This window comes from Streptomyces sp. NPDC001002 (assembly GCF_053599215.1).
In genome coordinates this window covers 40,842-65,616 of the sequence record NZ_JBSFLV010000026.1, presented here as the reverse complement: position 1 = coordinate 65,616, position 24,775 = coordinate 40,842, and the positions used below count along the sequence as shown (strand labels likewise).

Here is a 24,775-nt window from a genome sequence, read left to right as displayed (position 1 = left end):
GAGTAGCATTCTCATTCCGGATGTGATCCTGGTCCGGCCCCGCCGAGTTGGAGACCCTCATGCCCGAGGCAGTCATCGTGTCCGCCCTGCGCACCCCCATCGGCACCGCGTTCAAGGGGACCCTGCGCGCCACCACGGCCTTCGACCTGGCCCACCGCATTGTCGGTGCCGCGGCGGAGGGCCTCGACCCGGACCGCGTCGACGACTTGATCCTCGGCGAGGGTCTTTACGGCGGTGGAGTACTGGCCCGGCACGCTGCCCTGACCACCGGGCTCACCTCCGTCCCCGGCCAGGCCTTGAACCGGCACTGCGCGGCCGGTCTCTCCGCCGTCGCGGGAGCCGCGGCGAGCATCCGCGCCGGCATGGACGACCTCGTCATCGCCGGAGGCGTCAACTCCGCCTCCACCGCGCCGAAATCCGCCTTCCGCGTCGACGGCGAGTGGGTCGAGCCCTGGATGCCGCCCACTCACCCCGACCGCCCGGACGCCCCCAACAACGACATGTCGATCACCATCGGCTGGAACGTGGCCCAGCGCGCGGACATCTCCCGCGCCGACATGGACGCCTGGGCGCTGCGCTCGCACCGCAACGCCGTACGCGCCATCGACGAGGGCCGTTTCGACGCCGAACTCGTCCCCGTCGAGATCGCCGGTGGACTCTTCTCCGTGGACGAACACCCGCGCCGCAACACATCGTTGGAGAAGCTGGCTGCGCTCAAGCCACTGCATCCCGAGATCGAGGGGTTCAGCATCACCGCGGGCAACGCCTGCGGCGGCAACGACGGCGCGGCCGCCCTGGTCGTCGCGAGCGACCGTACGGCTGCCTCAGAGGGGCTGCCCGTGCTGGCCACCGTACGATCCTGGGCGTCCGTCGGCGTCGACCCCGCGGAGACCGGACTCGCGCCGGTCCAGGTGATCCCCAAGGCCCTTGCCCGCGCGGGCCTTTCGGCCGCCGATGTCGACCTGTACGAGATCAACGAGGCCTTCGCCTCCGTGGCCGTCGCCGCCGTCCGCCTCCTCGACCTCGACCCGGACCGGCTGAACGTCAACGGCAGCGGCTGCTCCCTTGGCCACCCCGTCGCCGCCACCGGCGCCCGCATGCTCGTCACCCTCGTCCACGAACTGCGGCGCCGGGGCGGCGGAATCGGGGTCGCGTCGATGTGTGCGGGCGGGGGGATGGGGTCGGCGATGGTCATCGAGGTGCCGGCGCCGTAGAGAGGGCGAGGAGATGGAGGGCCTCCTAGAACGCCCCAGTCCAGCGCCGCACCTCACCCCAGCGTTGCCGTCACCTGCGGCAGATCCAGCGTCGTACGGATCCCCGGAGCCGCCGCACAGACCAACGGCACTGCATTCACTGCCCTGTTGGCCGTGTACGACGGCGACACCTCAGCCATGCGGTCGAGCGGCACCGGCAGGCGCAGGCTCACTTCGAGCGGTGCGTCTCCCTTGACGGAGACGTGCCAGCCGGTGTCGCCCAACTCCCATGCCGGGTCCAGGTCGGTCGTGCAGTACCAGGTGGCGCGGAACCGCAGCAGCGGGTGTCCGTCGCGCATGCCGGAGACCGTCAGCCGTTGCGCGGCGACCGTCCCCGGTGCCAACTCGCCTGCGGCGATCCGGACGTGGCTCCGGGCAGTTGCCAACTCCCCGCTCGCCTCAAGGGAGTCGAGCGGCAGCGACAACGCGTCCGCGATCAGCCGTAGCGACGGGCCGAAGCTGGTCCGCGCCCGGGACAGCCGTTCCTCGGCGAACTCGCCGGGTGCGACGCCGAAGCCCATCACGCCGAACAGCAGCTCGGGGGAGGGGCGCTGGGAGAGGTTCGCGTACTCGTCGATGGTCAGCGCGTCGACGCGGCGCGCTATCGACGTGAGGACCAGCGGCACCGCCTCCGTGATGAACCCGGGGCTGCTGCCCGTGCTGTGGATCGACGTGCGACCTCGCTCGCACGCGGCCTCGACCCGCTTGCGCTCATCGGGATCCATGCTCCCCGGATGGTGGAACTCACCGCGCGTGGTCACGACGTTCGCGCCCGACTCCAGCAACCGGCACACCTCGTCGAGGTCGCACCGGAGCGGCATGTACAGCACGCAGTCCGCGCCGAGTCCGACGACGTGCTCGATGTCCCGGGTGGCTGTCACTCCGGTGGCGTCGAGCCCGATCAGCTCGCCGGCGTCCAGCCCGCACAGCTCCCCCGCGTCCAGCCCCGCCTTCCCCGGCGAATGGACGTACACCCCGACCAGGCTCAACCCGGGGTGCTCGATGACGGCGCGCAGCGAGCGGGCCCCGATCGTGCCGGTGGCCCACTGGACGACCCGGTACGTCGTCATCGCTCCTCCGACGACTTCGCAGGCGTGAAACGCAGCAACGCCTCCTGCGCGTAGGACGCGACCAGCATGCCGTCCTCGGTCAGGACATCACCCCGGCCGAAGCAGCGGCCGTGCGCGAACACCGGGCTGTGCTGGCGCAGCAGCAACCAGTCCGCCGCGCCGAAGGGGCGGTGGAACCAGACCGTGTGCGCGGTGACGGCGGAGGTGAACGCCTTGCCCGAGTCGTGTTGGGTCACGCCGGCGAGAGGGCGCAGCGCGGTGCCGATGAGGGTGAGGTCGGTGGCGTACGCCGTGAGGGCGGGCGCCAGTTGGGGCTCGGCCGCAGGGGTGCGCATCCACAGCTCGAACTCGGATGTCTCGGAGCACGGGGAGTCCAGGTCGGCGGCCGTCCGGGTCTCCCAGGGCAGCAGGTCGAACTCCGTGCGCTGTTCCGGGCCCGGCAGCGCGGGGACGGGGTCGACCGACTGGTGGGCGGGGCCGTCCTCCGGGACGTGCAGTGACACCGACGCGGTGGCCACCACGCCCTTCTGCTGCCGGGCCACGATCGTCAGCGCGGCGAAGGACCCGCCGTCGTGATGGCGGTCCACCTCGTAGCGGACCGGTTCCTCAGGTCGGCCCGCCCGTGCGAAGAGGACGTGCAGCGACTTAACGGTCTTGGTCGGACAGGCGAGATGCGCGGCGCGGACGAACTGGGCCAGGAGCTGACCGCCGAACACCCGGTGGTAGCCCAGCTGTTGGTTGCGCCCCTCATAGACGAGGGGCACGTCCGATGCCTGCGCGCGCAGATCGAGACAGGCGAGGAGGTCGTCCCAGAGTTCACTCAAGGCAAGCGGCATGGCCTTGAGCGTAAGCGAAATTTCCGAGTGTGAGAATGCTGTTCTCGCGTCTCGGTGTCAGGACGGCCGGCGCTTGTTGGTCCAGATCTGTCGAGATCCGTCGAATCAGTCGCGCGTGAACCCATTGGCGACGAAGTCCCAGATCTCGTCCGCGGTGAGCGGGTGAGATCCTTCCTGGCCGCTGGACTGGGCGTTGAACATGACGGTCTGCATGGTCAGCGCGGCCACCCGGCGGGCCTTGAAGCCCTCGCGCAGCAGGTCGGCCTCTTCGAGGTCCGTCATCAGCTCGGTGAACAGCGCGAGCAGCGGCGCGTTCGCGACCCGCATCTCGGCCGGGTGCGAGACCAGCAGCCGCAGCGCGAAGTCGGTGAACAGCGGGCGCTGTTTGCCGGACGGGTCGGGGCGCGAACTCTCGAACAGCTCCTGGACCACGACCCTCAGCCGGTCCAGCGGGCCGGACTCCCCGGCGGCGATGGTGCGAAGGTGCTCGGCGGACGTACTCATCGCGTCCTCGAACAGCGCGAGCAGCAACTCGTGTTTGCCGTCGAAGTGCTGATAGAAGCTCCGCAGCGACTGGCGCGACCGGTCGACGACCTCCTGCACGGTGAAGTCCGTCGTGCCCTTCTCCGCCATGATCGCCTGCGCCGCGTCGAGGAACCGTTCGACCCTCTGCTCGGCCCGACGTTTCGCCGCCTGGGTGGAGCGTTCGACCGCGCGCTGCTTCCAGGCCGGTTCCTCGCTGGGGGTGCTCACGGGCTGGTCCGCCTTCTGTGCCATGGGGAGAACATTACTGCAGTCTATCGACAAGGAGCCTGTGTCCAGGCTGGACACCTCCGGGTGGGTGGGGGAGACTGTTAATTCCCTAAAGCGAGAATTGCATTCTCAAACCCGGAGGGTCGGATGCTGTTTGAGTTCGACGCCGAACAACGGTTGTGGCGGGACACCGTGCACAAGGCCGTACTCAAGGAGTGCCCGCCGACGCTGGTGCGTGCCGTCGCCGACGCCGGCGCCGACCCCGGTCCGCTCTGGCGGGTGTACGCCGATCTCGGCTGGACCGAGCTGACCGATCCGGCCGACCTGGTCGAGCTGGCCATCGTCCTGGAGGAGTTGGGCCGGGCCACCGACCCGACACCGTACCTGGCGACGCTCACCCAATTCGCCCCGCTCGCACCGGGGTTCGGCGCCTCGGACAGCCCCGGCACGGCCGTCCACTCCGGAATCACCGCCCGCCCCGATGCCGGCGGCTGGCTGCTGGAGGGCACCGCGCGGCATGTCCTTGACGGTGACCGCGCCGAGCGGTTCGCCGTGGTCACCGAAGCGGGCGTCTTCGTCGTACCCGCCGGTGAGGTGACCGCCGTACGCACCGCCGTCTTCGATCCCGTCCTGCACATCGCCGAGGTCACCTTCCTGAGCGTCCGGGTCACCGAGGCGGATCGCAGCCCCGCCGATCCGGAGGCCGCCCGGCACATCGCGCTCACCGGACTGGCCCTGACCATGGTCGGCGCCTGTGCCCGCGCCCTCGACCTGGTCCTCGACCACGCCCGCACCCGGCACCAGTTCGACGCCCCCATCGGGTCGTTCCAGGCCGTCCAGCACAAGGCGGCCGACATGCACGTGGCGATCGAGCGGGCCCGCGCGCTCGCCTACTACGCGGCACTGACGATCGCCGCCGACGACCCACGGCGCCGGTCGGCGGCCTCGATGGCGAAGGCGGCGGCGGGGGAGTGCCAGGCGCTGGTGTTCCGCAACGCCGTGCAGCTGTTCGGCGCGATGGGTCATACCTGGGAGAACGACCTGCAGTTCGCGATCAAGCGGGCCAAGGCAGGTGAGTTGATGCTCGGCGGCGCAGCCGCACACCGGGCGCTGATTGCCGAGGAGTTCCATGCGACTGACCTTTGACGCCGAAGTCGAGGCCTTCCGCGCCGAGTTCGCGGAGTTCCTCGCGGCTCACCTCCCCGCGGAGGCGGAGGCCGCCGAGCGCTCGCGCTCCACCGGACACGTCCCTGACTGGGCCGCCCGCTGGCAGCGACTGCAGTTCGACGAGGGGTGGCTACTGCCGGGCAATTCCTTGGAGTTCGGCGGACGCAATGCGAGCGTCATCCAGCAGTACGTCCATCTCGAAGAGCTGTCCCGGCGTCGTATCTGCCACAGCTTCAACCCGCAGGGCGTCGGCATCATCGCCGCCTCGCTGCTCTCCTTCGGCACCGACGAGCAGAAGCACCGGTGGGCCGTGCCCATCCTGCGTGCCGAGATCACCGCCGCCCTCGGCATGAGCGAGCCCGGTGCCGGGTCGGACCTCGCATCCCTGCGCACCCGGGCCGAGTTGACGGGTGATCACTTCGTCGTCAACGGACAGAAGGTGTGGACGTCCGGCGCCCACGACGCCGACGTGCTCCTCACCTTCGTCCGCACCGACCCCGAAGCGCCCAAGCACAAGGGCATCAGTGTGCTGCTGATCCCCACCGACACACCCGGCGTGACGCGCAGACCCTTCGCCTCCTACACCGGCCGCGAGGACACGGACTTCAACGAGGTCTTCTTCGAGGACGTCCACGTGCCCACCGAGAATCTCCTCGGACCGCTCAACCAGGGCTGGCGAGTTGCCAACGGCTCGCTCGGACACGAGCGCACCCTGATGTGGCTGGGCGAGGCCGAGCGCATGGGCGACGTCCTGCGGGACTTCACGCCCACCGACGCACTGCAGAAGGACTGGTACGCCACCCTCGTCATGGACCTCCAGGCGCTGCGCCTGCTCGGCTCGGCCGCTCTGGCCCGGGCCGCCCGCGGCGAACAGGACGTACCGGCCCTGTCCGTGCTGAAGGTGCTGGGCTCGGAGGCCTCCCAACGCGCCGTGGAACGCGTCCTGGAGGCGAACGGGCCCGATGGCCTCGACCATCCGGCGCCGACCGCGCCTTACCACCACATGAGTTTCGACGACAACTCCGCCAGCTGGTTCCACCGGTACGCACGCAGCTTCGGCGGCACCATCGCCGGCGGTACGTCCGAGATCCAGCGCACGATCATCGCCGAGCGCGTGCTCGGTCTGCCCCGACGCTGAGGAGCCGCCGTGCACATCCTGTACGAGACCAAGGACCGCATCGCGACCCTCACCCTGAACCGGCCCGAGGTCGCCAACGCCCAGAACGCGGCGCTCCTCGACGAACTCGACGCCGCCTGGACGCGGGCCGCCGAGGACGAGGACGTGAAGGTGATCGTGCTGCGCGCCGAGGGTAAGCACTTCTCGGCCGGGCACGACCTCAAGGACCGCTGGCCGGCCCCGGACGAGATCACCCTGGAGTGGATCTACCGGGCCGAGAACCGCCGGTACTTGGAGTACACGCTGCGCTGGCGCAACGTCCCGAAGCCGTCGATCGCCGCCGTCCAGGGGCGCTGCATCGCGGGCGGGCTGATGCTGTGCTGGCCCTGCGACCTGATCGTGGCCGCCGAGGACGCCCTCTTCTCCGACCCCGTCGTCACGATGGGCATCGGAGGGGTCGAATACCACGGCCACACCTGGGAGTTGGGCCCGCGCAAGGCCAAGGAGATCCTCTTCACCGGCCGTCCGCTCACCGCGGAGGAGGCCGAACGGGTCGGCATGGTCAACAAGGTCGTGCCACGGGACCAGTTGGACGCCGAAGCCCGTGAACTCGCCGGGCAGATCGCCAAGATGCCGTCCTTCGGTCTCCGCCAGGCCAAGCGGGCCGTCAACCAGACCCAGGACGTGCAGGGTTTCTACGCCGCGATCCAGTCGGTCTTCGACGTCCACCAGACCGGTCACGGCAACGCCCTGAGCGTCAGCGGCTATCCGATCCTGGCGAAGCTGGACGAGATGAAGGAGAAGCTGCGTTGAGCCACATGAGTGAAGCTGAGCCACATGAGTAAAGGGGCGCGCCGCAGCCCGAGTTGACTAGCCCACCAGGCTCTGGGTGCCCAGGACGCCGAGCAGCGCGAGCTTCTCCGCGTCCTCGGTGCCCGGTTCCGCCGTGTAGATCATCAGGTGCAGGTCGTTGCCCGAGACGTTGAGGATGTCGCAGTCGAGGGTGAGGGAGCCGACCTGCGGATGGTCGATGACCTTGCGCGACCCCTCGTTGCGGGCGACGTCACCCGACTCCCACAGCTCGGCGAAGCGGGGGCTGTTCGTACGCAACTCCGCCACCAGCCGCCGTAGTTGGGGATCGGCGGGGTAGCGGACGGTCGCCGCGCGCAGTTCGGAGACGATGGCGGTCAGGAAGGCCGACCGCTCCTCGGGAGTGTGCCGGACCCGGGAGCCGGGGCCGAGGAAGTTACGCCAGACGCCGTTGCGTTCGAAGCCGCGCCAGCCCGACGGGTCACCCATCAGCGCCGCGTACATGGGGTTGGCGAGCAGGAGGGTCCAGCCCGCGTCGTAGACGCCGACCGGGGTGGTGACCAGCCGGTCCAGCAGACGCTGGACGCTCGGGGTGATGTACGCGGGGACCGTGTCCGGGCCCGGCGGCACGAGGCCGGCCAGCCGGAACAGGAACGCCCGCTCGTCCCCCGAGAGCCGCAGCGCGCGGGCGAACGCCTCGACGACCTGCGCCGAGGGGTTGGTCGACCGGCCCTGTTCGAGACGCGTGATGTAGTCGGCGGAGATGCCCGCGAGCAGCGCCAGCTCCTCGCGCCGCAGCCCGGCCGCGCGCCGGTGTCCGCCGGCCGGCAGCCCGGCCGACTCGGGGGAGACCCGGTCGCGCCAGCGGCGCAGTGCCTGGCCCAGTTCCGTCGCCGTCATGTCGTCCAGTGAACACCGTCCGCCGCGCCCGTGCCTGGTACCCGTAGTCCCAGGAAGCGGGTACGTCTGGCTGAGCGCGTCAGCGCACCGCACGCTGGAGGACATGACGACAACACTCATCACCGGAGCGAACAAGGGCCTCGGCTTCGAGGCCGCCCGCCAGCTCATCGCCGCAGGTCACACCGTGTACATCGGCAGTCGGGACGCGACCCGCGGGCGTCGGGCCGCCGAACAGCTGGGCGCGCGGTTCGTCCAGCTCGACGTCACCGACGACACCTCCGTCGAGGCCGCGGCGAAGACCATCGAGGCGGACGGCGGGCTCGATGTGCTGATCAACAACGCCGGCATCGAGACCAGGGCCGAGGGGAACAGCGTGCCTACCGCCGCGTCCGTGACCGCCGACCAGATACGGAACACCTTCGAGACGAACGTGTTCGGCGTCGTCCGCGTCACTCACGCCTTCCTGCCGCTCCTGGAGCGCTCGGCCGCAGCGGTCGTGGTCAACGTGAGCAGCGGGCTGGCCTCGCTCACCCATCTCTCCGACCCGGACCATCCCGCGCACTTCTACCCGGGCATCGCGTACCCGACCTCGAAGACCGCGGTCAACATGCTCACTGTGCAGTATGCGAAGGCGTTCCCGAACATGCGGATCAATGCGGTCGAGCCCGGCTTCACGAAGACGGACCTCAACGGCAACACGGGCACGCAGACCGTCGAGCAGGGCGCCGAGATCATCGTTCGCATGGCGCGCATCGGCATCGACGGCCCGACCGGAGGCTACTTCGACGCCAATGGTCCGCTGCCCTGGTGACCACCGGGGCACCTCACAGCTGAACCAACCGGGGCGCCGAGCCCTCCGCCCGGAGCGCCGCCCCCGCCTCCCGCGTCAGCTCCCGCGCGCTGCCCAGCAACCCGTCCAGCACGAGGGCCCGCCGCACATGCCGGTGCAGCGGGTGCTCGGCGGTGAATCCGATGCCGCCCAGCACCTGCTGACAGTGCCGGGCGGCGGTCAGCGCCGCCTCCCCGGCCGCGGCCTTGGCCAGCAGCGAGCCGAGCGGATCGGCGGCGGCGACGAGCGTCGCCTCGGCGCCCTCCAGCGCGACGAGCGTCTCCGCGAGCCGGTGTCGTACGGCCTGGAAGGACGCGAGGGGCCGGCCGAACTGCACCCGGTCCAGGACATGCGTCCGGGCCAGGCCGAGCATCGCCCGCCCGGTGCCGAGCAACCACCAGCCGACGGCGCGACGGCCCGCGGCGAGTCGCTCCACCGGGAGGGCTTCCGTCGTACCGGCCGCACCGGTCTCGGCCAACCGCAACGGCAGTTCCTCGTCCAGCCCCGAGCCGGGAGCCGCGCCGTCACGCGACCACACCGCCCACCTCCCACCCGCGTACGGCAGCACCCCCGCGCCGACCACGTCGACGAGCGCCGACGCGTGCGTACCCGTCTCGCCGAGCAGCCGGAACACCCCCGAGATCGCCGTCTCAGGGAATTCCGCCAGCAGTTCGGCCCAGCCCAGCTCGGCCAGCGCCGCGTCGAGAGCCGCACCCGGCGCGGTCGTGGTCATCGTCTTGCGGAGCGTCTCGGACAGCAGTTCCACCTCGGCGGGGTCCACGGTCACTCCTTCCCGAGGTCGAGCAGCCGGCGGGCGATGATGTTGCGCTGGATCTCGGCGGTGCCGCCGTAGATGGTCGCCGCGCGGGAGTAGAGGTACTCCGAGCGCCAAGGTGACTCGGCCAGCTCCACGGTCCCCGGCAGCAGATCCCGTGCCGTGTCGAACAGTCGCTGTTCCGCCGTGGCCAGCAACACCTTGTCCACGGAGGTCTCCGGACCGAGCCGGGCGCCCTGCGCCAACCGGCGCTGGGTCGCGTGCGAGCGGCAGCGGACGGTGTGGAGGGCGAGATACGCGGCACCGAGGGCCGCGTCGTCCGAGGTGGCCGTCTCGGCGAGCAGGCGGTCCAGGCGTGTGTAGAGGTGGGCGACGCGGTGCCAGAAGCAGGTGGAGCGTTCGTGCGGGAGCAGGTCCATGGCCAGACGCCAGCCGTCGCCGGGGCGGCCGAGCATCCGGTCGGCGGGGACCACCACGTCGTCGAGGAAGACCTCTGCGAACTCGTCGACGCCGTGCATCGTGCGCAGCGGGCGGACCGTGATGCCCGGGGTGTCCATGTCGACGAAGAAGGCGGTGATGCCGTCGTGGCCGGGTGCGGTGCGCGTGAGCAGTACGCAGCGGGCCGCGTACTGCGCGAGGCTCGTCCAGACCTTCTGGCCGGTGACCATCCAGGTGCCGTCGTCGCGGGGCACGGCACGCGTGGTGAGGGACGCGAGGTCACTCCCGGAGCCCGGTTCGGAGAATCCCTGGCACCACTGCTCCCGTCCGCCGAGCAGCAACGGCACCATTTCGGCGGCGAGTTCGGGACGGGCGTACGAGATCAGGGTCGGGGTGAGGACCTCGACCATGGAGTAGATGCCGGGCTCGGCGAGGCCGCGCGTGGCCACCTCCTCGCCCAGCACCGCCCGGAACACTGCCGGCCCGCCGAGCCCACCGACCTCGTCGGGCCAGCCGTACCGCATCCAGCCCGCGTCGAACAGCGCTCGTCGCACCCGCTCCAACTGGGCGACCTGCGCGTCGAGGGAGTGGTCGGGGCCGGGGGAGAGGTCGTGGTCGTCGAGCCAAGTCCGCAGTGCGGTGCGGAAGTTCGCGGTGGTCGTGAGGACGCTCATACGGCGGGACGTTGGAAGGCGTGCGGGCGCCCCGAGTCGTGGGCACCGCTGCGCCGGATGAACGTCATGGCCCGCGTCCGCAACCGCCAGCCCTCCGGCGTACGTACATAGGTGTCGTTGTAGTAGCCGATCCGCATGTCGTGCGTGGACTGGTCGACGAAGCACAGGGGTTGGGTGCCGGTCGCCGTGTCCCCGGTCAATTCGACGGCGGGCGTGCCCGTGAGGAACAGGCCCTTGGGTGCGGCGGCGACCAGGTCCGGAAAGTCGGCCAGGGGGTAGGTGTCGCCGAAGGCGCTGTAGGTGCCGTCGGGAGTGAAGACCGCGAGGAGCCCGTCCATGTCGCCGCGGGTGATGGTCACCGCGTAGCGGGCGAGGAGCTGCTCGATCTGCACGAGGTCGGCGGTGGTGTCCCGCCCATCGTCCCGCACAGCGTCGTCGGTGGCGTGGTCAGTGGTCACGGGCCCTCCTTCTTTCCGCACGTTCGCGTGTGTCGTCCTCGGGGCGGATGCCGAAGGCGTTGAAGGCCATGGACATCAGCGCGTACGCCCCCACGGTGAACACCAGGTCCATCAGCTGCTGTTCGTCGAGGTGCTCGGCGAGCCCGGCCCAGGTGTCGTCCGACAGGTCGGAGCCGTCTTCCAACTCGTCGACGGCGGCGAGGGTCAGGGCGTCCAGCGGTTCGGCCGCCTTGCCCTGCCCGGCCGCCTCGATCTCGGCCTCGGTCAGCCCGGCCTCCTGGGCGAGATGCTGGTGATGGGCCCACTCGTACGCGCAGTCACGGCGCTTGGCGACGCGCAGGACCACCAGCTCGCGCAGGCGCGGCGGCAGCGTCGAGCGCATCAGGACGTAGGTGCTGAACGGCAGGAAGCGCGAGGTCAGTTCGGGGTGGCGGGCCAGGACGGAGAGGGCGTTTCCCGCCCCCTCCGCGTTGCGCATGTGGCGGGGGAGCAGGGCGGCCAGCGCCTCGCGCGCCCGCTCGTCCCACTCGTCGTCGGGCAGCGGGGGCAGGCGAGGCGGCATGCGGACTCCCTCGACGTCGGCGTCCTGGTGAGGATCGCGAGAAGCACAACCGGTGAGAATCAGATTCTCGCATTGTGAGTGTCAGATTTTCATCGAGCGGGCCGTGGCGTCAACCATCAGGCGCGCAGCTTGCCGAAGTCCCAACTGACGATCTTCTCCGGGCGCAGCCGCAGCCAGCCGTGCCGGCCGTCGTACCGGAAGTCGCCCCCGCCCGAGTACTTGTCCGCGAAGAGCCGCTCGGGGGAGTCGAGTTCGGGTGTCGGCACACCCTTGCGGGGAACCTCGCCGACGACCTCCGCGCTGCCCAGCAGTTCGACACCGCGCAGCCGCAGGAAGTCGAAGCCGCCGTCGTCGACCAGGACGCTGAGCCGCGGGTCGTGGCCCAGGTCCGTCCACCGCTGGCTGCGCGTCAGCGAGTTGAGCCACAGCGAGGTGCCGTCCCAGACGAACCACAGGGCACCCGCGTGCGGATGTCCGCCGGGGCCCGCGGTGGCGACGCGGCAGACGGGCTGGGAGCGCAGGAAGGCGTCCCGCTCCTCCTCGGACATGGCGATCGCGGTTCCCCTGCGTTGACCGGGCATGATTCCTCCCCCTCTTGTGTGAATGCCTAATTCTCCTGCGCGACAGGTTGCTTCTCCTCAAGTGAGAAGCTACTTTCCACCGCAGGCAGGGCCATGGCAAGGCAGGACCAGTGACACCCAGAAGAGATGGGGAGCCGTGAGTCTTTTCCATGAGGACCGGCTGTTGATAGACGGCGAACTCGTGCACGCGGGGCGCACCTTCGAGACCGTCGATCCGTCCACCGGGAAGGTGCTGGGAACGGCATCCGACGCGGGGACCGGCCATGTCGAGACGGCCGTCGCGGCCGCTCGCCGCGCGTTCGACACGACCGACTGGATGCGTGACCGCGATCTGCGGCTGCGCTGCCTGCGCCAGCTCTACGACGCGCTGCACGAACACCGCAAGGAACTAAGGGAGTTGACCATCGCGGAGGTCGGCGCACCCCGCCAGCTGACCCGCGGGGCACAGCTCGACGAGCCGATCGAGATGGTCAAGTACTACGCCGACCTGCTCGAAGGTTACGCGTTCCGCGAGGACTTGGGCATCGCCGAGATCCGCGGCGGGCGCCACCGCCGCTGGGTGGAGAAAGAGGCGGCGGGAGTGGTCGCCGCGATCCTGCCGTACAACTTCCCCAACCAGCTCGCCCTCGCCAAGCTCGCCCCCGCACTGGCCGCCGGCTGCACCGTCGTGCTCAAAGGCGCACCGGACACCCCGTGGACGACCCTCGCGCTTGGCCGGATCATCGCCGAGCGGACCGACATCCCCGCCGGAGTCGTCAACATCCTCACCTCCGCCGGACCCGAGACCGGCCAACTGCTCACCACGCACCCCGGCATCGACATGATCACCTTCACCGGGTCGACCCCGGTCGGCAAGGCGATCATGGCCGCCGCCGCGAGCACGCTGAAGCGGGTCTTCCTGGAGCTCGGCGGCAAGTCGGCCATGATCGTGCTGGACGACGCCGACCTCGCGAACGCCGCGATCTTCGCCGCGTTCACCATCTGCTCCCACTCCGGACAGGGTTGCGCGCTCACCTCCCGGCTCCTCGTCCCGCGCGAGAAGCACGACGAGATGGTCGGCCTGGTCGCCGCCATGCTCGGCAAGGTCAAGTACGGCGACCCCGGCGACCCGGCCACCCACATGGGCCCCCTGATCAGCGAGAAGCAGCGCACCAAGGTGCACGCCATGGTCGAACGCGCCGTCGCCGACGGGGCCCGCCTGGTCACCGGCGGCCGCCCCGCCGACCGCGAGGGCTTCTTCTACGAGCCGACACTGCTCGCCGCCGTCGACCCCCGCGCCGAGATCGCCCAGGAGGAGGTCTTCGGACCGGTGCTCGCCGTCATCCCCTACGAGGACGAGGACGACGCCGTCCGGATCGCCAACGACTCGGTGTACGGGCTGTCCGGCGCGGTGCTCGGCGCGGACGACGAGCGGGCGACCGCCGTGGCTCGACGGATCCGCAGCGGCACCTTCAGCATCAACGGGGGCAACTACTTCGCCGCCGACGCCCCGTTCGGGGGCTTCAAGCAGTCCGGTATCGGCCGGGAGATGGGTGTGGCGGGGCTTGAGGAGTTCCTGGAGCTCAAGACCTTTGCCGTGGTGGAGCGGTAACGCCTCTCGTCCGCAAGGCAGTTCGGGGACCGGCGGTTCAGGGAGATCAGCGGTTCGGGGAGATCGGCAGTTCGGGGACACCATCGAGGAGGCACCACCTGTGAGAGTCAAGGCAATCCCCGTCGCGCTCGCGGTGAGCGGGTTGCTCGCCGTGGCCGGTTGTGGCGGTCACGACAGCGCCAGCGACGAGAGCGACGGCGACGCGTCCCCGACCAAGGCCGCGCAGCAGGCGACGGACGGCGACTTCGGCGACCTGAAGAACGTGTGCGGCTCGGGTGACGCGAAGAGCGTGACCGCCCAGGGCGTCACGGCCGACTCCATCGACGTCGGTGTCTTCTCCGACGTCGGCTTCACCAAGAACTCCGAATTCGTCGACACGGCAAAGGTGTTCACGTCCTGGTGCAACGCGGCGGGCGGCATCAACGGCCGCAAGCTCGTCGCCACCACCCGCGACTCCAAGCTGATGGAGGTCCGCCAACGGATGCTGGAGGCCTGCAAGTCGGACTTCGCGCTCGTCGGCGGCGGATCCGCGCTGGACGCCCTCGGCGTGCAGGACCGGCTGAAGTGTCTGCTGCCCGACTTCCCCGCCCAGGTCAGCCAGATCCAGAACCAGGGCTCGGACCTCCAGCTCAACGAGACCGGCGGCGCCTCCTACGACCGCTACCCCGGCTACTACCAGTGGCTGCTCAAGACCGCCTACCCCAAGTCCGCGGGAGCCGTGGGCACCATCGCGGGCGACGCCGCGGTCAGCAAGGTCATCGACGCCCGGGCCCAGGAGAGCCTCAAGGCCGCCGGCGCGAAGATCACGTACCACGACCTCTACCCGGCAGCGGGAGTCTCCGACTGGACGCCCTACGCGCAGTCCATCAAGAGCAAGGGCGTCAAGGGCCTCGTCTTCCTGGGGGACTTCGCGAGCCTGTCCAAGCTGGAACAGATCCTCACCGGCATGGACTACAAGCTCGACTGGATCGACGCCAACAACAACGCCTACAACTCCGCCTTCCTCCAACTCGCCGGCAAGTCCCTCGACTACCAGAACAACCTCGCTGATCTGAGCGGGGTCCACCCGCTGGAGAAGGCCGCGGACAACCCGGCGACCGAGCAACTCGTCGCCCTCTACAAGCAGTACGCCCCCAAGGCGCAGATCACGTTGCCCGGTACCCGCGGCTTCGCGGCCTGGCTGCTGTTCGCCAAGGCGGCGGCCTCCTGCGGCGACAAGCTGACCCGCACCTGCCTCTACGAGGCGGCCCGCAAGGAGAGTTCGTGGACCGGCGGCGGACTCCTCGCCCCGGTCGACCTGTCGAAGTCGGACGCGCCACTGACCTGCTTCAACATCGAGAAGGCCACGTCGAAGGGCTGGGAGCCCGCCGACTTCGCGCCCAACGACGGCGCCTACCGCTGCGACGAGCCCGCCTACGAGTTCAAGGGCGACTACGGCAAGCCCCTCACCCTCGCCGACGTCGGCAAGAGCATGAGCGACGTGAAGTGACGTGACCTGATGGAGCAGTTCCTCACCTTCGGGATCGTCGGCCTGAGCACCGCGGCCATCTACGCGGTGATCGGCAGCGGGCTGGTCCTCACCTACGTCACCACCGGCGTGTTCAACTTCGCGCACGGGGCGGCCGGCATGCTGGCGGCGTTCTGCTACTGGCAGTTCACCGTCGGCTGGGGCTGGCCCGTGCCGGTGGCCCTGATCCTCGTCCTGCTGGTGCTCGCCCCCGGCTTCGGCCTCGCCGTCGAACGCGTCCTGATGCGGCCCGTGCAGCGGCTCGGCGAGGCCGAACGCCTGGTGATGACGGTGGCGTTGCTCAGTGGCGCCATCGCCGCCGCCCGCTGGATCTGGGACCCCAACGTGCCGCGCCCGCTCTCGGTGTTCTTCGCCGACCGGGAGCCCTTCCACATCGGTCCGGCGACCGTCACCTGGCACCAGGCGCTCACCATGACCGTCGCCGTACTGGTCGCCGCCGGCCTGTGGTTCCTGCTCAACCGCACCCGCACCGGCGCCGAGATGCGCGCCACCGTCGACGACCGCGCCCTCGTCCAGCTCACCGGCGCCGACCCGGTCCGCGCCAGCCGCGTCGCGTGGATCCTCGGCACCCAACTCGCCGCCGTCGGCGGCATCTTGATCGCCCCGACGGTCGCCCTCGACGCCTCCCAGCTCTCCCTCCTGATCGTCAGCGCCTACACCGCGGCCGTCTTCGGCAGGCTGCGCAGCCTGCCGTTCACGTTCGTCGGTGCCGTCGTTGTCGGCTGCCTGGAGAGCTATCTGACCGGCTACCTCCCGCAGAACGAGTACCTGCCGGGCCTGCGCCTCGCAGCCCCCGCCCTGCTCCTCTTCCTCGCCCTGCTCTGCTTCCCGCACCCCCGACTGCGCGGCCGGGACCGGCGGCTGGTGCAGGTCCCCGCGCCGAGCCTGCGCGGCACCCTCGTCTTCGCCGCCTCGACCGTCCTGTTCGCGGTCGTCCTCGCCTCCGTGCTCGACGAGTCCGACCTCGTGACGTACGGGCCGATCTTCTCGCTCGGCATCGTCGCCCTGTCGTACGTACCGCTGGCCGGGTACGCGGGACAGATCTCCCTGTGCCAGCTCAGCATGGCCGGCATCGGCGCGGTCGTCTGGGGCCACCTCGGCGGCCACGGCCAACTGTGGGCGCTGGCCGCCGCGATCGTCGTGTCCGCCGCCGTCGGAGCGCTGATCGCGGTGCCCGCACTGCGGTTCTCGGGCGTCTATCTGGCCCTGGGCACGGCCGCGGTCGCCGTGGTCCTGGACCGGTGGATCTTCACCCTGCCCGCCTTCGACCTCGCCGGAGTGCACATCTCCCTCTTCGACCAGGGCTCGGTGGAGATGGCGGGACCCCAACTCCTCGGCCTACGACTGGACTCGGCGGCCGACCTCATGGTCCTCGCCGCCGTCTGCCTCGGCCTCGCCTCGCTCGCCGTCGCCCGGCTGCGCCGCGGCGGCTTCGGCCGGCGGCTGATCGCCCTGCGCGACAGCGAGGCCGCGTACGCCACGCTCGGCGGCAACCTGCTGGTGACCAAGGTCCTCGTGTTCGCGCTGTCCGCCGGCATCGCGGGACTCGGCGGCGCGCTCTACGGGATGCAGCAACGGTCCATCACCGCCGAGCAGTTCAACCTCGTCGCCGGACTGCCGATCTTCCTGGTCGCCGTCATCGGCGGCCTCGGCGCGGTCGGCAACGGCCTGTTCGCCGGGACCGCCTACATCGGCCCGAACATCCTCATCGGCCTGGCCTCCTGGACGCAGAACATCGTCACCGTCCTGCCCGCCCTGGCCGGCATGGGCCTCGGCCACAACCCCGAGGGCCTGGTCTCCCGCTTCCGCCGCGAGTGGAACCCACTGGGCCGCGACCGGATCGCCCTACCGGCGCTCCTCGCCGCGCTGGCCCTTGGCTGGGTGCTGCGACTGACCGACGTGATCAACGGCTGGACGTTCCTGATCGGTTCGCTGGTCGTGGCCTCGGCGCTGCGTGCCTGGGCCGCCGCACGTCAGGCGCCCAAGGCCGAGGCGGACGTGCCCGTCGAGTGGTGGGGCGTACGACGTCCCTGGCGCGCGCAGGACGGGGAGGCGCTGACTCGTGGCACTGCTGGAGGTTAGCGGGGTGACTGTCGCCTTCGGCGGCAACCGCGCTCTGGACGGCGTCGGTATGAGCGCCGAACGCGGTCGGGTCACCGGGCTCATCGGGCCCAACGGGGCGGGAAAGAGCACCCTGTTCGACGTGGTGTCCGGGTTGCGGAGGCCCTCGGCGGGCCGGGTCGTCCTGGGCGGACGTGACGTGACCCGGCTCGGACCCGCCCGCCGCAGCCGGCACGGACTGGCCCGCACCTTCCAACGCCTCGAACTCTTCGGCCGGTTGAGCGTCCGCGACAACCTCCTCGTCGCCGCCGAACTCGGCCCCGAACGCCGCCGGGCCGACCGGGTGACCGACGAACTGCTCGACCGGCTGGGCCTGTTGACCGTAGCCGACACCTGCGCCGACAACCTGCCCACCGGCGTCGCCCGCCTCGTCGAGGTCGGCCGCGCCCTCGCCGTACGCCCCGGGCTGCTGCTCCTCGACGAACCCGCCGCCGGGCAGGACGGCGAGGAGACCGAGCGGTTCGCGGCGCTGCTGCGCGCGCTCGCCGCGGACGGCACCGCGGTCGTGCTGGTCGAGCACGACATGGGGCTGGTCATGGGCGTGTGCGACGAGGTCTACGTGCTCGACCTCGGCAAGGTCATCGCGGTCGGCCCGCCCGACTTGATCCGCCACGACGAGACCGTGCTGGCCGCCTATCTGGGGGACGTGTGAACGCTCTGCTCGAACTGCGCGGGATGCGCGCCGCCCACGAGGGCATCACCGTCCTGCACGGTGTCGACCTGACCGTCGGCGCCGGGCAGGTCGTGGCGCTGCTCGGCCCCAACGGCGCCGGCAAGACCACCACCCTGCGCGTCGCCGCCGGCCTGCACCCGGCCCGGTCCGGCCAACTCCTGCTCGGCGGACGAGAGGTGACCGGCGCCGACCCGCGCGACCTCGCCCGCGCCGGAGTCTGCCTGATACCCGAGGGACGCGGGGTGTTCCCCAACCTCTCGGTCCGCGACAACCTGCTGATGATGACGTTCACCGGCCGCACGCGCGAACAGATCGAGGAGATCGCCTTCGCGCGCTTCCCCGTCCTCGGACAGCGCGCGCACCAGGCGGCCGGCACTCTCTCCGGCGGCGAACAGCAGATGCTCGCCCTCGCCCGCGGCCTCGCCACCGACCCCGCCGTGCTGCTCCTCGACGAACTCTCCATGGGCCTTGCCCCGTTGGTGGTCTCCCGGCTCTACGAGCAGGTCGCCGAGATCGCCCGGCAGGGCGTGGCCGTCCTGGTCGTCGAGCAGTTCGCGTCCGCCGTCCTCGGCATCGCCGACCACGCGGCCGTCCTCGTCCGGGGCCGCATCGAACGCCAGGGCCGCCCCGACGGCGGGCTGCGCGACGAACTGTCCGCCCTCTACCTGGGGAGTTCCGCATGACACCCATCGAGCCACGCGCCCAGAACGGCGAGTCACGCGTCCAGGGCGGCGAATCGCGTGCCCAGGGCGGCGAATCGCGCGCGGACCGCTTCGTTCGCGAACTCGCCGACCTCAAGATCCCGGACCCGGCCGCCGCCCGCGCCGGCCTCTGGCTGCGGCTCGGCGGCACCCTGATGACCCTCGGACTGGTGCTGGCGATCTCCGCGTACTTCCTGTCGCACAACACCCAGAACCCCCTCGACCAGCGCGACGCGCTCGCCCTCGGCCTCGGCGGGATCGCGGCCACCGTCGTGGGCGCCGCGCTGTTCCTGCGCTACTCCCTCACCAGCTTCCTGCGGTTCTGGATGGCCCGCCAGTCCTACGACCTCGCCGTGCTCGCCGACCGCCTGCGTGAAAGGGACCTGAACCATGACCTCACCAGCACCGACGCTGCGCCCAGGTGACCAGCTCGCGAGCACGGTGTGCGCCACCCGGGTGGTCGTCGTCCGCGCCCCGGCCGACCGTCTACCGGCCCTGACCTGCGGCGGCGCCCCCATGGTCCCCGCCGCCACCGCACCGCCCGCGCCCGTGACCGGCACCGCCCCGGTCACCCTCCTCGGCAAGCGCTACGTCGACGCCGACGGGTCCCTGGAACTGCTGTGCACCAGTCCCGGCACCGGCGAACTCGCCTGCGACGGCGTCCCCATGACCCTCAAGGCCGCCAAACCCCTCCCCGCCTCCGACTGAACGGCCTGCCCGCATCCGAACGGCCCCCGCCTGAAAGGGACTTCGCATGAACAAGGACGACATGATCCTGATCAGCGTCGACGACCACATCATCGAGCCGCCCGACATGTTCGTGAACCACCTGCCGGAGAAGTACCGCGAGGACGCCCCACAACTCGTCCACCGCGACGACGGCACCGACGTATGGACCTTCCGCGGCACCACCATCACCAACTCCGCGCTCAACGCGGTCGCCGGCCGCCCCAAGGAGGAGTACGGCGTCGAACCGCAGGGTCTCGACGAGATCCGCCCCGGCTGCTACGACGTCAACGAGCGCATCAAGGACATGAACGCCGGCGGGATCCTCGCCCAGATGAACTTCCCGTCCTTCCCCGGCTTCTCGGCCCGCCTCTTCGCCACCGAGGACGCCGACTTCTCGCTCGCGCTGGTCCGCGCCTACAACGACTGGCACATCGACGAGTGGTGCGCCGCCTACCCCGGCCGCTTCATCCCCATGGCGCTGCCCGCCATCTGGGACGCCGAGTTGTGCGCCGCCGAAGTACGCCGGGTCGCCGAGAAGGGCTGCCACTCGCTGACCTTCACCGAGAACCCGGCCGTCCTCGGCTACCCGAGCTTCCACCACGAGTACTGGAACCCGCTCTGGCAGGCCCTGTCCGACACCAACACCGTGATGTCGGTGCACATCGGCTCCTCCGGCCGCCTCGCCATCCCGGCCCCCGACTCGCCCCCCGACGTCATGATCACGCTCCAGCCGATGAACATCGTCTCCGCCGCCGCCGACCTGGTCTGGTCCCGCCCGGTCAAGGACTTCCCCGACCTGAAGATCGCCCTGTCGGAGGGCGGCACCGGCTGGATCCCGTACTTCCTGGAACGCCTGGACCGCACCTACGAGATGCACTCCACGTGGACCCTCCAGGACTTCGGCGGCAAGCTGCCCAGCGAGGTGTTCCGCGACCACTTCCTGACCTGCTTCATCACCGACAAGCTCGGGGTGCGGCTGCGGCACGACATCGGCATCGACAACATCTGCTGGGAGGGCGACTACCCGCACAGCGACTCCCTCTGGCCGGACGCGCCGGAGCAGCTCCACGACGTGCTCGGCGCGTGCGACGTCCCGGACTCCGACACCGCGAAGATCACCTACGAGAACGCCATGCGCTGGTACTCCTTCGACCCGTTCGCGCACATCCCGCGCGACCAGGCCACCGTGGGCGCCCTGCGCAAGGCGTCCGAGGGCCACGACGTCAGCGTCCGCTCGCGCAGCCACCAACTGGTCGAACCCGCCGAGAAGTTGGAGTCCTTCCGCGCCAAGGCACGCGCCGCCGCGGCCGCGGGACTGTGATGGCGTACGACAACGGACTGTTCGACCTGACCGGGCGCGCGGCCCTGGTCACCGGGGCGGCGGGCGGCATCGGCGCCGCCGTCGCCCACGCGCTCGCCCGAGCCGGCGCGGCCGTCCTCGTCACCGACGTGGACGGGTCGGCCGCGGCGGCCGTCGCCGGGAAGATCACGGCCGCCGGCGGCACGGCCGACGCCGCCGAACTCGACGTACGGGACCGGGGCGCGGCGGAGGCCGCCGTGTCCAGGGCCGCCGCGTTCGCCGACGGGACCCTGCACGTCCTGGTGAACAACGCCGGCGTCACCGCGCCGGGCATGTTCGCGGACCTCGACGAGGACGACTTCCGGCGACTGCTCGACATCCATGTGCTGGGCACGTTCACCTGCACCCAGGCCGCGCTCCCGTTCCTGCCCACCGACGGCACCGGCCGCGTCATCAACGTCACCTCGGCGGCGGGCCTCACCGGCACCCTCGGCCAGGTCAACTACTCCGCTGCCAAGGCCGCGATCATCGGCATGACCAAGTCGCTGGCCCGCGAACTCGCCCGCAAGCAGATCAAGGTCAACGCCCTTGCCCCGCTGGCCGCGACGCCCATGACGGAGACCATCCGTACCAACGAGAAGTTCGCGGCGACCATGCTCGCCCGCATCCCGCTCGGCCGCTGGGCGGAGCCCGATGAGGTGGCCGGCGCCTTCGTCTTCCTCGCCTCGGACGCGGCCTCCTTCGTCACCGGACAGGTGCTGCCGGTCGACGGCGGCCTGGTGATCTGATGGCGCGGACGGACCACCCGGGGCCCCTGTCGGGCGTCACGGTCGTGGCACTTGAGCAGGCGGTCTCCGCGCCTCTGTGCACCCGGGCGCTGGCCGACCTCGGCGCCCGGGTGATCAAGGTGGAGAACCCGGCGGGCGGCGACTTCGCCCGCCACTACGACGATGTGGTCAAAGGCCTCGCCGCGCACTTCGTGTGGTGCAACCGCGGTAAGGAGTCAGTCACCCTCGATCTCAAGTCCGAGGCGGGGATGGCGGTTCTGCACCGTTTGCTGGACCGCGCCGACGTCCTCGTCTCCAACCTCACCCCGGGCACCACGGCCAAACTCGGCATTGCCCCCGATGACTTGACGACCCGTCACCCCGCCCTGATCTCTGTGGAGATAGACGGCTACGGCCCGGGCGGCCCCCTCTCCCACAAACGCGCCTACGACCTCCTCGTCCAGGCCGAGTCCGGCGCCTGCGCCATCACCGGCCGCCCCGGCGAACCCGCCAAACCCGGCCCGCCCATGGCCGACGCCACCACCGGCCTGTACGCGGCCCTGTCGATCGTGTCCCTCCTCTACGCCCGGCGCCCCGGAGCCGTCGCGGTGAGCCTCTTCGACACGATGACCGACATGATGGGCTACGCCCTCACCTACACCCTCCACTCCGGCATCGACCAACAGCCGCGCGGCATGGGTTCACCGGCGGTCGCTCCCTACGGCGCCTACCGGACGGCGGACGGCCACACCGTGGTCCTCGGGACCACCAACGACCGCGAATGGCAGCGCCTGGCACGGGACTTGATGTACCGGCCCGACCTCGCGGAGGACGAGCGGCTGCGTACCAATCCCGGCCGCGTCGAACACCGCGACCTGCTCGACGAGGAGATCGGCGCGTGGTGCGCACGCCATGACCTGGCCGATGTCCAACAGCGCGCCGATGACGCCGGTATCGGCAACTCCCGCTACAACACACCGAGTGAGGTCGTCGCCCACCCGCACCTGAAGGCCCGCGACCGCTGGCGTGAGATCGGCTCACCGGGCGGTCCGATCCCGGCGCTCCTGCCGCCGCCGGTCATCTCCGGCTACGAGCCGACGATGGGCGCGGTTCCCGCACTCGGCGAGCACACGGAGCAGGTCCTCGCCGAACTCGGCCTCAGCGCCCAGGAGATCGCGGAACTGCGGGGTGGCGCGTGACCGACGAGCCCGTACTGCTGTCGGACGACAGTGATGGCGTACGGACCCTGACCCTGAACCGCCCGCACCGGAAGAACGCGATCGACCGCGAACTGTGGGCCGCCCTGCGGGAGTTCCTCGCGGCTGCCGCCCGCGACCACGAGGTACGGGCCCTCGTCCTCACCGGCGCCGGGGGAGCGTTCTGCTCGGGCGCCGACCTCACGGCCGCGGCGGACGACACCCGGCATCCTCTCGACAAGCTGAGAGACCTGACCGAAGTCGCCCTGCTGCTGCACGAGTTGCCCATCCCGACCATCGCCAAGGTGACCGGCGCGGCCGTCGGCGCGGGCTGGAACCTGGCCCTCGGCTGCGATCTGGTCGTCGCCACGCCCGAGTCCCGGTTCTGCCAGATCTTCACGCGCCGGGGACTCTCCCCGGACTGCGGCGGCACATGGCTGCTGCCCAAGCTGGTCGGCCTCCAGCAGGCGAAACGCCTCGCGCTGCTCGCCGAGAGCATCGACGCCGAGGAAGCCCGCGCCCTGAACCTCGTGACTTGGGTGGTGCCCGCCGAGCGCATCGACGGGTACGTGAACGACCTCGCCGACCGGCTCGCGGCCGGACCCCCCGTCGCCCTCGCCCAGACCAAGGCGCTCCTGAACGAAGGTGCCGACCGCACCCTGCGTGAGGCCCTCGCCGGTGAGGCCCGTGCCCAGGTGGCCAACTTCGCGACCGCGGACGTACCGGAGGCCTACGCGGCCTTCGCGGGAAAGCGCGAGCCGCGCTTCACCGGCCACTGGAACCGACAGCCCCCTTCGGAGGACCCCGTATGCCCGAAGCAGTGATCGTCGAGGCCGTCCGCACGCCCGTCGGCAAACGCAACGGCGGCCTGTCCGAGCAGCACGCGGCCGACCTCTCCGCCGTCGTCCTCACCGCCCTCGCTGAGCGCACCGGGATCGACCCGGCCGTCGTGGACGACGTCATCTGGGGGTGTGTCTCGCAGGTCGGCGACCAGTCCAGCAACATCGGCCGCTACGCCGTCCTCGCGGCGGGGTGGCCCGAGACGATTCCGGGTACGACCGTGAACCGGGCCTGCGGTTCGAGCCAGCAGGCCCTCGACTTCGCCGCGCAGGCCGTGATGTCCGGCCAGCAGGACGTCGTCGTGGCGGGCGGGGTCGAGGTGATGAGCCGGGTGCCGCTCGGCTCGGCGCGGGCGACGGGAATGCCGTACGGACCGAAGGTCCTCGACCGGTACCACGGCTTCTCCTTCAACCAAGGGGTCTCGGCGGAGAAGATCGCGCAGAAATGGGGGTTCTCGCGCACGCGGCTCGACGAGTTCGCGACGCTCTCCCACGAGCGGGCCGCCGCGGCCCAGGACGCCGGTGCCTTCGACGCGCAGATCGTGCCCGTCGGGTCGGTGACGGCCGACGAGGGCATTCGGCGCGGCACCACCGTCGAGCGGCTCGCCGGGCTCAAGCCGGCCTTCCTCGACGACGGTGTGATCCACGCGGGCAACTCCTCGCAGATCTCCGACGGCGCGGCGGCCCTGCTGGTGATGACCGCTGAGAAGGCGCGCGAGCTGGGGCTGACGCCGATCGTGCGCTATCGCGCGGGTGCGGTCGTCGGCGCCGATCCGGTGCTCATGCTGACCGGCCCCATCCCGGCGACCGAACGCGTGCTCGCCAAGGCGGGCGTACGGCTGTCCGAGGTCGGCGTCTTCGAGGTGAACGAGGCCTTCGCGCCCGTACCGCTCTCCTGGCTCGCCGAGACCGGGGCGGACCCCGCGCTGCTCAACCCCCTCGGCGGCGCCATCGCGCTCGGGCATCCGCTCGGCGCGTCCGGCGCGGTCCTGACCACCCGCATGGTCCACCACATGCGCGAACACGGGATCCGCCACGGACTCCAGACCATGTGCGAGGGCGGCGGCACGGCCAACGCCACGCTCCTCGAACTCACTTCCTGACGGA

At 70.7% G+C, this 24,775-nt stretch carries 26 protein-coding genes; 17 read left to right on the top strand and 9 right to left on the bottom strand.

Annotated elements, in window-relative coordinates; translation table 11 throughout:
- Nucleotides 1-59: 59 nt before the first annotated feature.
- On the top strand, nt 60-1,214 hold the full coding sequence (locus tag ACWDR3_RS14805) for a thiolase family protein (RefSeq protein WP_450352867.1): 1,155 nt from the start codon (nt 60-62) through the stop codon (nt 1,212-1,214).
- Between the two features lie 53 nt (nt 1,215-1,267).
- On the opposite strand, the gene ACWDR3_RS14800 is transcribed toward ACWDR3_RS14805, so the two are convergent.
- From ACWDR3_RS14800 to ACWDR3_RS14790, 3 genes are all read right to left on the bottom strand, one after another.
- Nucleotides 1,268-2,323, bottom strand: coding sequence for an NAD(P)H-dependent amine dehydrogenase family protein (locus tag ACWDR3_RS14800; RefSeq protein WP_450352866.1), 1,056 nt, complete (start codon nt 2,321-2,323; stop codon nt 1,268-1,270).
- Entirely contained in the window at nt 2,320-3,159 is an 840-nt protein-coding gene (locus ACWDR3_RS14795; RefSeq protein ID WP_450352865.1) for an acyl-CoA thioesterase, read from the bottom strand. Before ACWDR3_RS14795 ends, ACWDR3_RS14800 begins: the two co-directional genes overlap by 4 nt.
- 105 nt (nt 3,160-3,264) lie before the next feature.
- Nucleotides 3,265-3,936 carry a TetR/AcrR family transcriptional regulator gene (locus ACWDR3_RS14790; RefSeq protein ID WP_450352864.1) on the bottom strand — a complete coding sequence of 224 codons (672 nt, stop codon included), beginning with the start codon at nt 3,934-3,936 and terminating at the stop codon, nt 3,265-3,267.
- A 123-nt stretch (nt 3,937-4,059) separates the two neighbouring features.
- Between ACWDR3_RS14790 and ACWDR3_RS14785 the strand changes: the two genes are divergently transcribed.
- Genes ACWDR3_RS14785 through ACWDR3_RS14775 form a run of 3 tightly spaced genes read left to right on the top strand, consistent with a single transcriptional unit; the run spans nt 4,060 to nt 7,009 of the window.
- A complete protein-coding gene (locus ACWDR3_RS14785; protein ID WP_450352863.1) occupies nt 4,060-5,058 on the top strand; it encodes an acyl-CoA dehydrogenase family protein in 999 nt (332 codons plus the stop codon).
- On the top strand, nt 5,042-6,217 hold the full coding sequence (locus ACWDR3_RS14780; RefSeq protein WP_450352862.1) for an acyl-CoA dehydrogenase family protein: 1,176 nt from the start codon (nt 5,042-5,044) through the stop codon (nt 6,215-6,217). The genes ACWDR3_RS14785 and ACWDR3_RS14780 overlap by 17 nt, the downstream gene beginning before the upstream one ends.
- A gap of 9 nt (nt 6,218-6,226) precedes the next feature.
- Nucleotides 6,227-7,009, top strand: a complete 783-nt coding sequence (locus ACWDR3_RS14775; RefSeq protein ID WP_450352861.1) for an enoyl-CoA hydratase — start codon at nt 6,227-6,229, stop codon at nt 7,007-7,009.
- Nucleotides 7,010-7,066: 57 nt separating this feature from the next.
- Here ACWDR3_RS14775 and ACWDR3_RS14770 read toward each other — a convergent pair whose 3' ends face one another.
- Nucleotides 7,067-7,906: a helix-turn-helix transcriptional regulator gene (locus ACWDR3_RS14770; RefSeq protein ID WP_450352860.1), complete on the bottom strand. Its 840-nt coding sequence runs from the start codon at nt 7,904-7,906 to the stop codon at nt 7,067-7,069.
- 103 nt (nt 7,907-8,009) lie between these two features.
- On the opposite strand from ACWDR3_RS14770, the gene ACWDR3_RS14765 reads away from it, so the two are divergent.
- Complete coding sequence (locus ACWDR3_RS14765) at nt 8,010-8,717, top strand: SDR family oxidoreductase (protein WP_450352859.1); 708 nt, start codon at nt 8,010-8,012, stop codon at nt 8,715-8,717.
- A 13-nt stretch (nt 8,718-8,730) separates the two neighbouring features.
- Here ACWDR3_RS14765 and ACWDR3_RS14760 read toward each other — a convergent pair whose 3' ends face one another.
- From ACWDR3_RS14760 to ACWDR3_RS14740, 5 genes are all read right to left on the bottom strand, one after another.
- The gene (locus ACWDR3_RS14760) at nt 8,731-9,516 is read right to left on the bottom strand and encodes an acyl-CoA dehydrogenase family protein (RefSeq protein WP_450352858.1); all 786 of its coding nucleotides are present in this window, start codon (nt 9,514-9,516) and stop codon (nt 8,731-8,733) included.
- Nucleotides 9,517-9,518: 2 nt separating this feature from the next.
- Entirely contained in the window at nt 9,519-10,622 is a 1,104-nt protein-coding gene (locus ACWDR3_RS14755; RefSeq protein WP_450352857.1) for an acyl-CoA dehydrogenase family protein, read from the bottom strand.
- Nucleotides 10,619-11,080, bottom strand: a complete 462-nt coding sequence (locus ACWDR3_RS14750) for a nuclear transport factor 2 family protein (protein WP_450352856.1) — start codon at nt 11,078-11,080, stop codon at nt 10,619-10,621. The genes ACWDR3_RS14755 and ACWDR3_RS14750 overlap by 4 nt, the downstream gene beginning before the upstream one ends.
- Nucleotides 11,070-11,642 (bottom strand): carboxymuconolactone decarboxylase family protein, encoded by a 573-nt coding sequence (locus ACWDR3_RS14745; protein WP_450352855.1) that lies wholly within the window; start codon nt 11,640-11,642, stop codon nt 11,070-11,072. Before ACWDR3_RS14745 ends, ACWDR3_RS14750 begins: the two co-directional genes overlap by 11 nt.
- A gap of 116 nt (nt 11,643-11,758) precedes the next feature.
- Complete coding sequence (locus ACWDR3_RS14740; RefSeq protein WP_450352854.1) at nt 11,759-12,223, bottom strand: pyridoxamine 5'-phosphate oxidase family protein; 465 nt, start codon at nt 12,221-12,223, stop codon at nt 11,759-11,761.
- A gap of 136 nt (nt 12,224-12,359) precedes the next feature.
- Here ACWDR3_RS14740 and ACWDR3_RS14735 point away from each other — a divergent pair, with 136 nt between their 5' ends.
- The 12 genes from ACWDR3_RS14735 to ACWDR3_RS14680 all read left to right on the top strand — a co-directional run bounded on the left by ACWDR3_RS14735 (nt 12,360) and on the right by ACWDR3_RS14680 (nt 24,771).
- Entirely contained in the window at nt 12,360-13,814 is a 1,455-nt protein-coding gene (locus ACWDR3_RS14735; RefSeq protein ID WP_450352853.1) for an aldehyde dehydrogenase family protein, read from the top strand.
- Nucleotides 13,815-13,914: 100 nt separating this feature from the next.
- Nucleotides 13,915-15,303 (top strand): ABC transporter substrate-binding protein, encoded by a 1,389-nt coding sequence (locus ACWDR3_RS14730; RefSeq protein ID WP_450352852.1) that lies wholly within the window; start codon nt 13,915-13,917, stop codon nt 15,301-15,303.
- A 9-nt stretch (nt 15,304-15,312) separates the two neighbouring features.
- Nucleotides 15,313-17,424 (top strand): branched-chain amino acid ABC transporter permease, encoded by a 2,112-nt coding sequence (locus tag ACWDR3_RS14725; protein WP_450352851.1) that lies wholly within the window; start codon nt 15,313-15,315, stop codon nt 17,422-17,424.
- A gap of 4 nt (nt 17,425-17,428) precedes the next feature.
- On the top strand, nt 17,429-18,115 hold the full coding sequence (locus ACWDR3_RS14720) for an ABC transporter ATP-binding protein (RefSeq protein WP_450352850.1): 687 nt from the start codon (nt 17,429-17,431) through the stop codon (nt 18,113-18,115).
- The gene (locus ACWDR3_RS14715) at nt 18,112-18,819 is read left to right on the top strand and encodes an ABC transporter ATP-binding protein (RefSeq protein ID WP_450352849.1); all 708 of its coding nucleotides are present in this window, start codon (nt 18,112-18,114) and stop codon (nt 18,817-18,819) included. Before ACWDR3_RS14720 ends, ACWDR3_RS14715 begins: the two co-directional genes overlap by 4 nt.
- Complete coding sequence (locus tag ACWDR3_RS14710) at nt 18,816-19,262, top strand: hypothetical protein (RefSeq protein ID WP_450352848.1); 447 nt, start codon at nt 18,816-18,818, stop codon at nt 19,260-19,262. The genes ACWDR3_RS14715 and ACWDR3_RS14710 overlap by 4 nt, the downstream gene beginning before the upstream one ends.
- Nucleotides 19,228-19,545, top strand: a complete 318-nt coding sequence (locus ACWDR3_RS14705) for a hypothetical protein (protein ID WP_450352847.1) — start codon at nt 19,228-19,230, stop codon at nt 19,543-19,545. The genes ACWDR3_RS14710 and ACWDR3_RS14705 overlap by 35 nt, the downstream gene beginning before the upstream one ends.
- A gap of 46 nt (nt 19,546-19,591) precedes the next feature.
- Complete coding sequence (locus ACWDR3_RS14700; protein WP_450352846.1) at nt 19,592-20,887, top strand: amidohydrolase family protein; 1,296 nt, start codon at nt 19,592-19,594, stop codon at nt 20,885-20,887.
- Nucleotides 20,887-21,654 (top strand): SDR family NAD(P)-dependent oxidoreductase, encoded by a 768-nt coding sequence (locus ACWDR3_RS14695; protein ID WP_450352845.1) that lies wholly within the window; start codon nt 20,887-20,889, stop codon nt 21,652-21,654. Before ACWDR3_RS14700 ends, ACWDR3_RS14695 begins: the two co-directional genes overlap by 1 nt.
- A complete protein-coding gene (locus tag ACWDR3_RS14690) occupies nt 21,654-22,832 on the top strand; it encodes a CaiB/BaiF CoA transferase family protein (protein ID WP_450352844.1) in 1,179 nt (392 codons plus the stop codon). The genes ACWDR3_RS14695 and ACWDR3_RS14690 overlap by 1 nt, the downstream gene beginning before the upstream one ends.
- Entirely contained in the window at nt 22,829-23,653 is an 825-nt protein-coding gene (locus ACWDR3_RS14685) for an enoyl-CoA hydratase/isomerase family protein (protein WP_450352843.1), read from the top strand. Before ACWDR3_RS14690 ends, ACWDR3_RS14685 begins: the two co-directional genes overlap by 4 nt.
- The gene (locus ACWDR3_RS14680; RefSeq protein WP_450352841.1) at nt 23,638-24,771 is read left to right on the top strand and encodes a thiolase family protein; all 1,134 of its coding nucleotides are present in this window, start codon (nt 23,638-23,640) and stop codon (nt 24,769-24,771) included. The genes ACWDR3_RS14685 and ACWDR3_RS14680 overlap by 16 nt, the downstream gene beginning before the upstream one ends.
- Nucleotides 24,772-24,775: the final 4 nt, after the last annotated feature.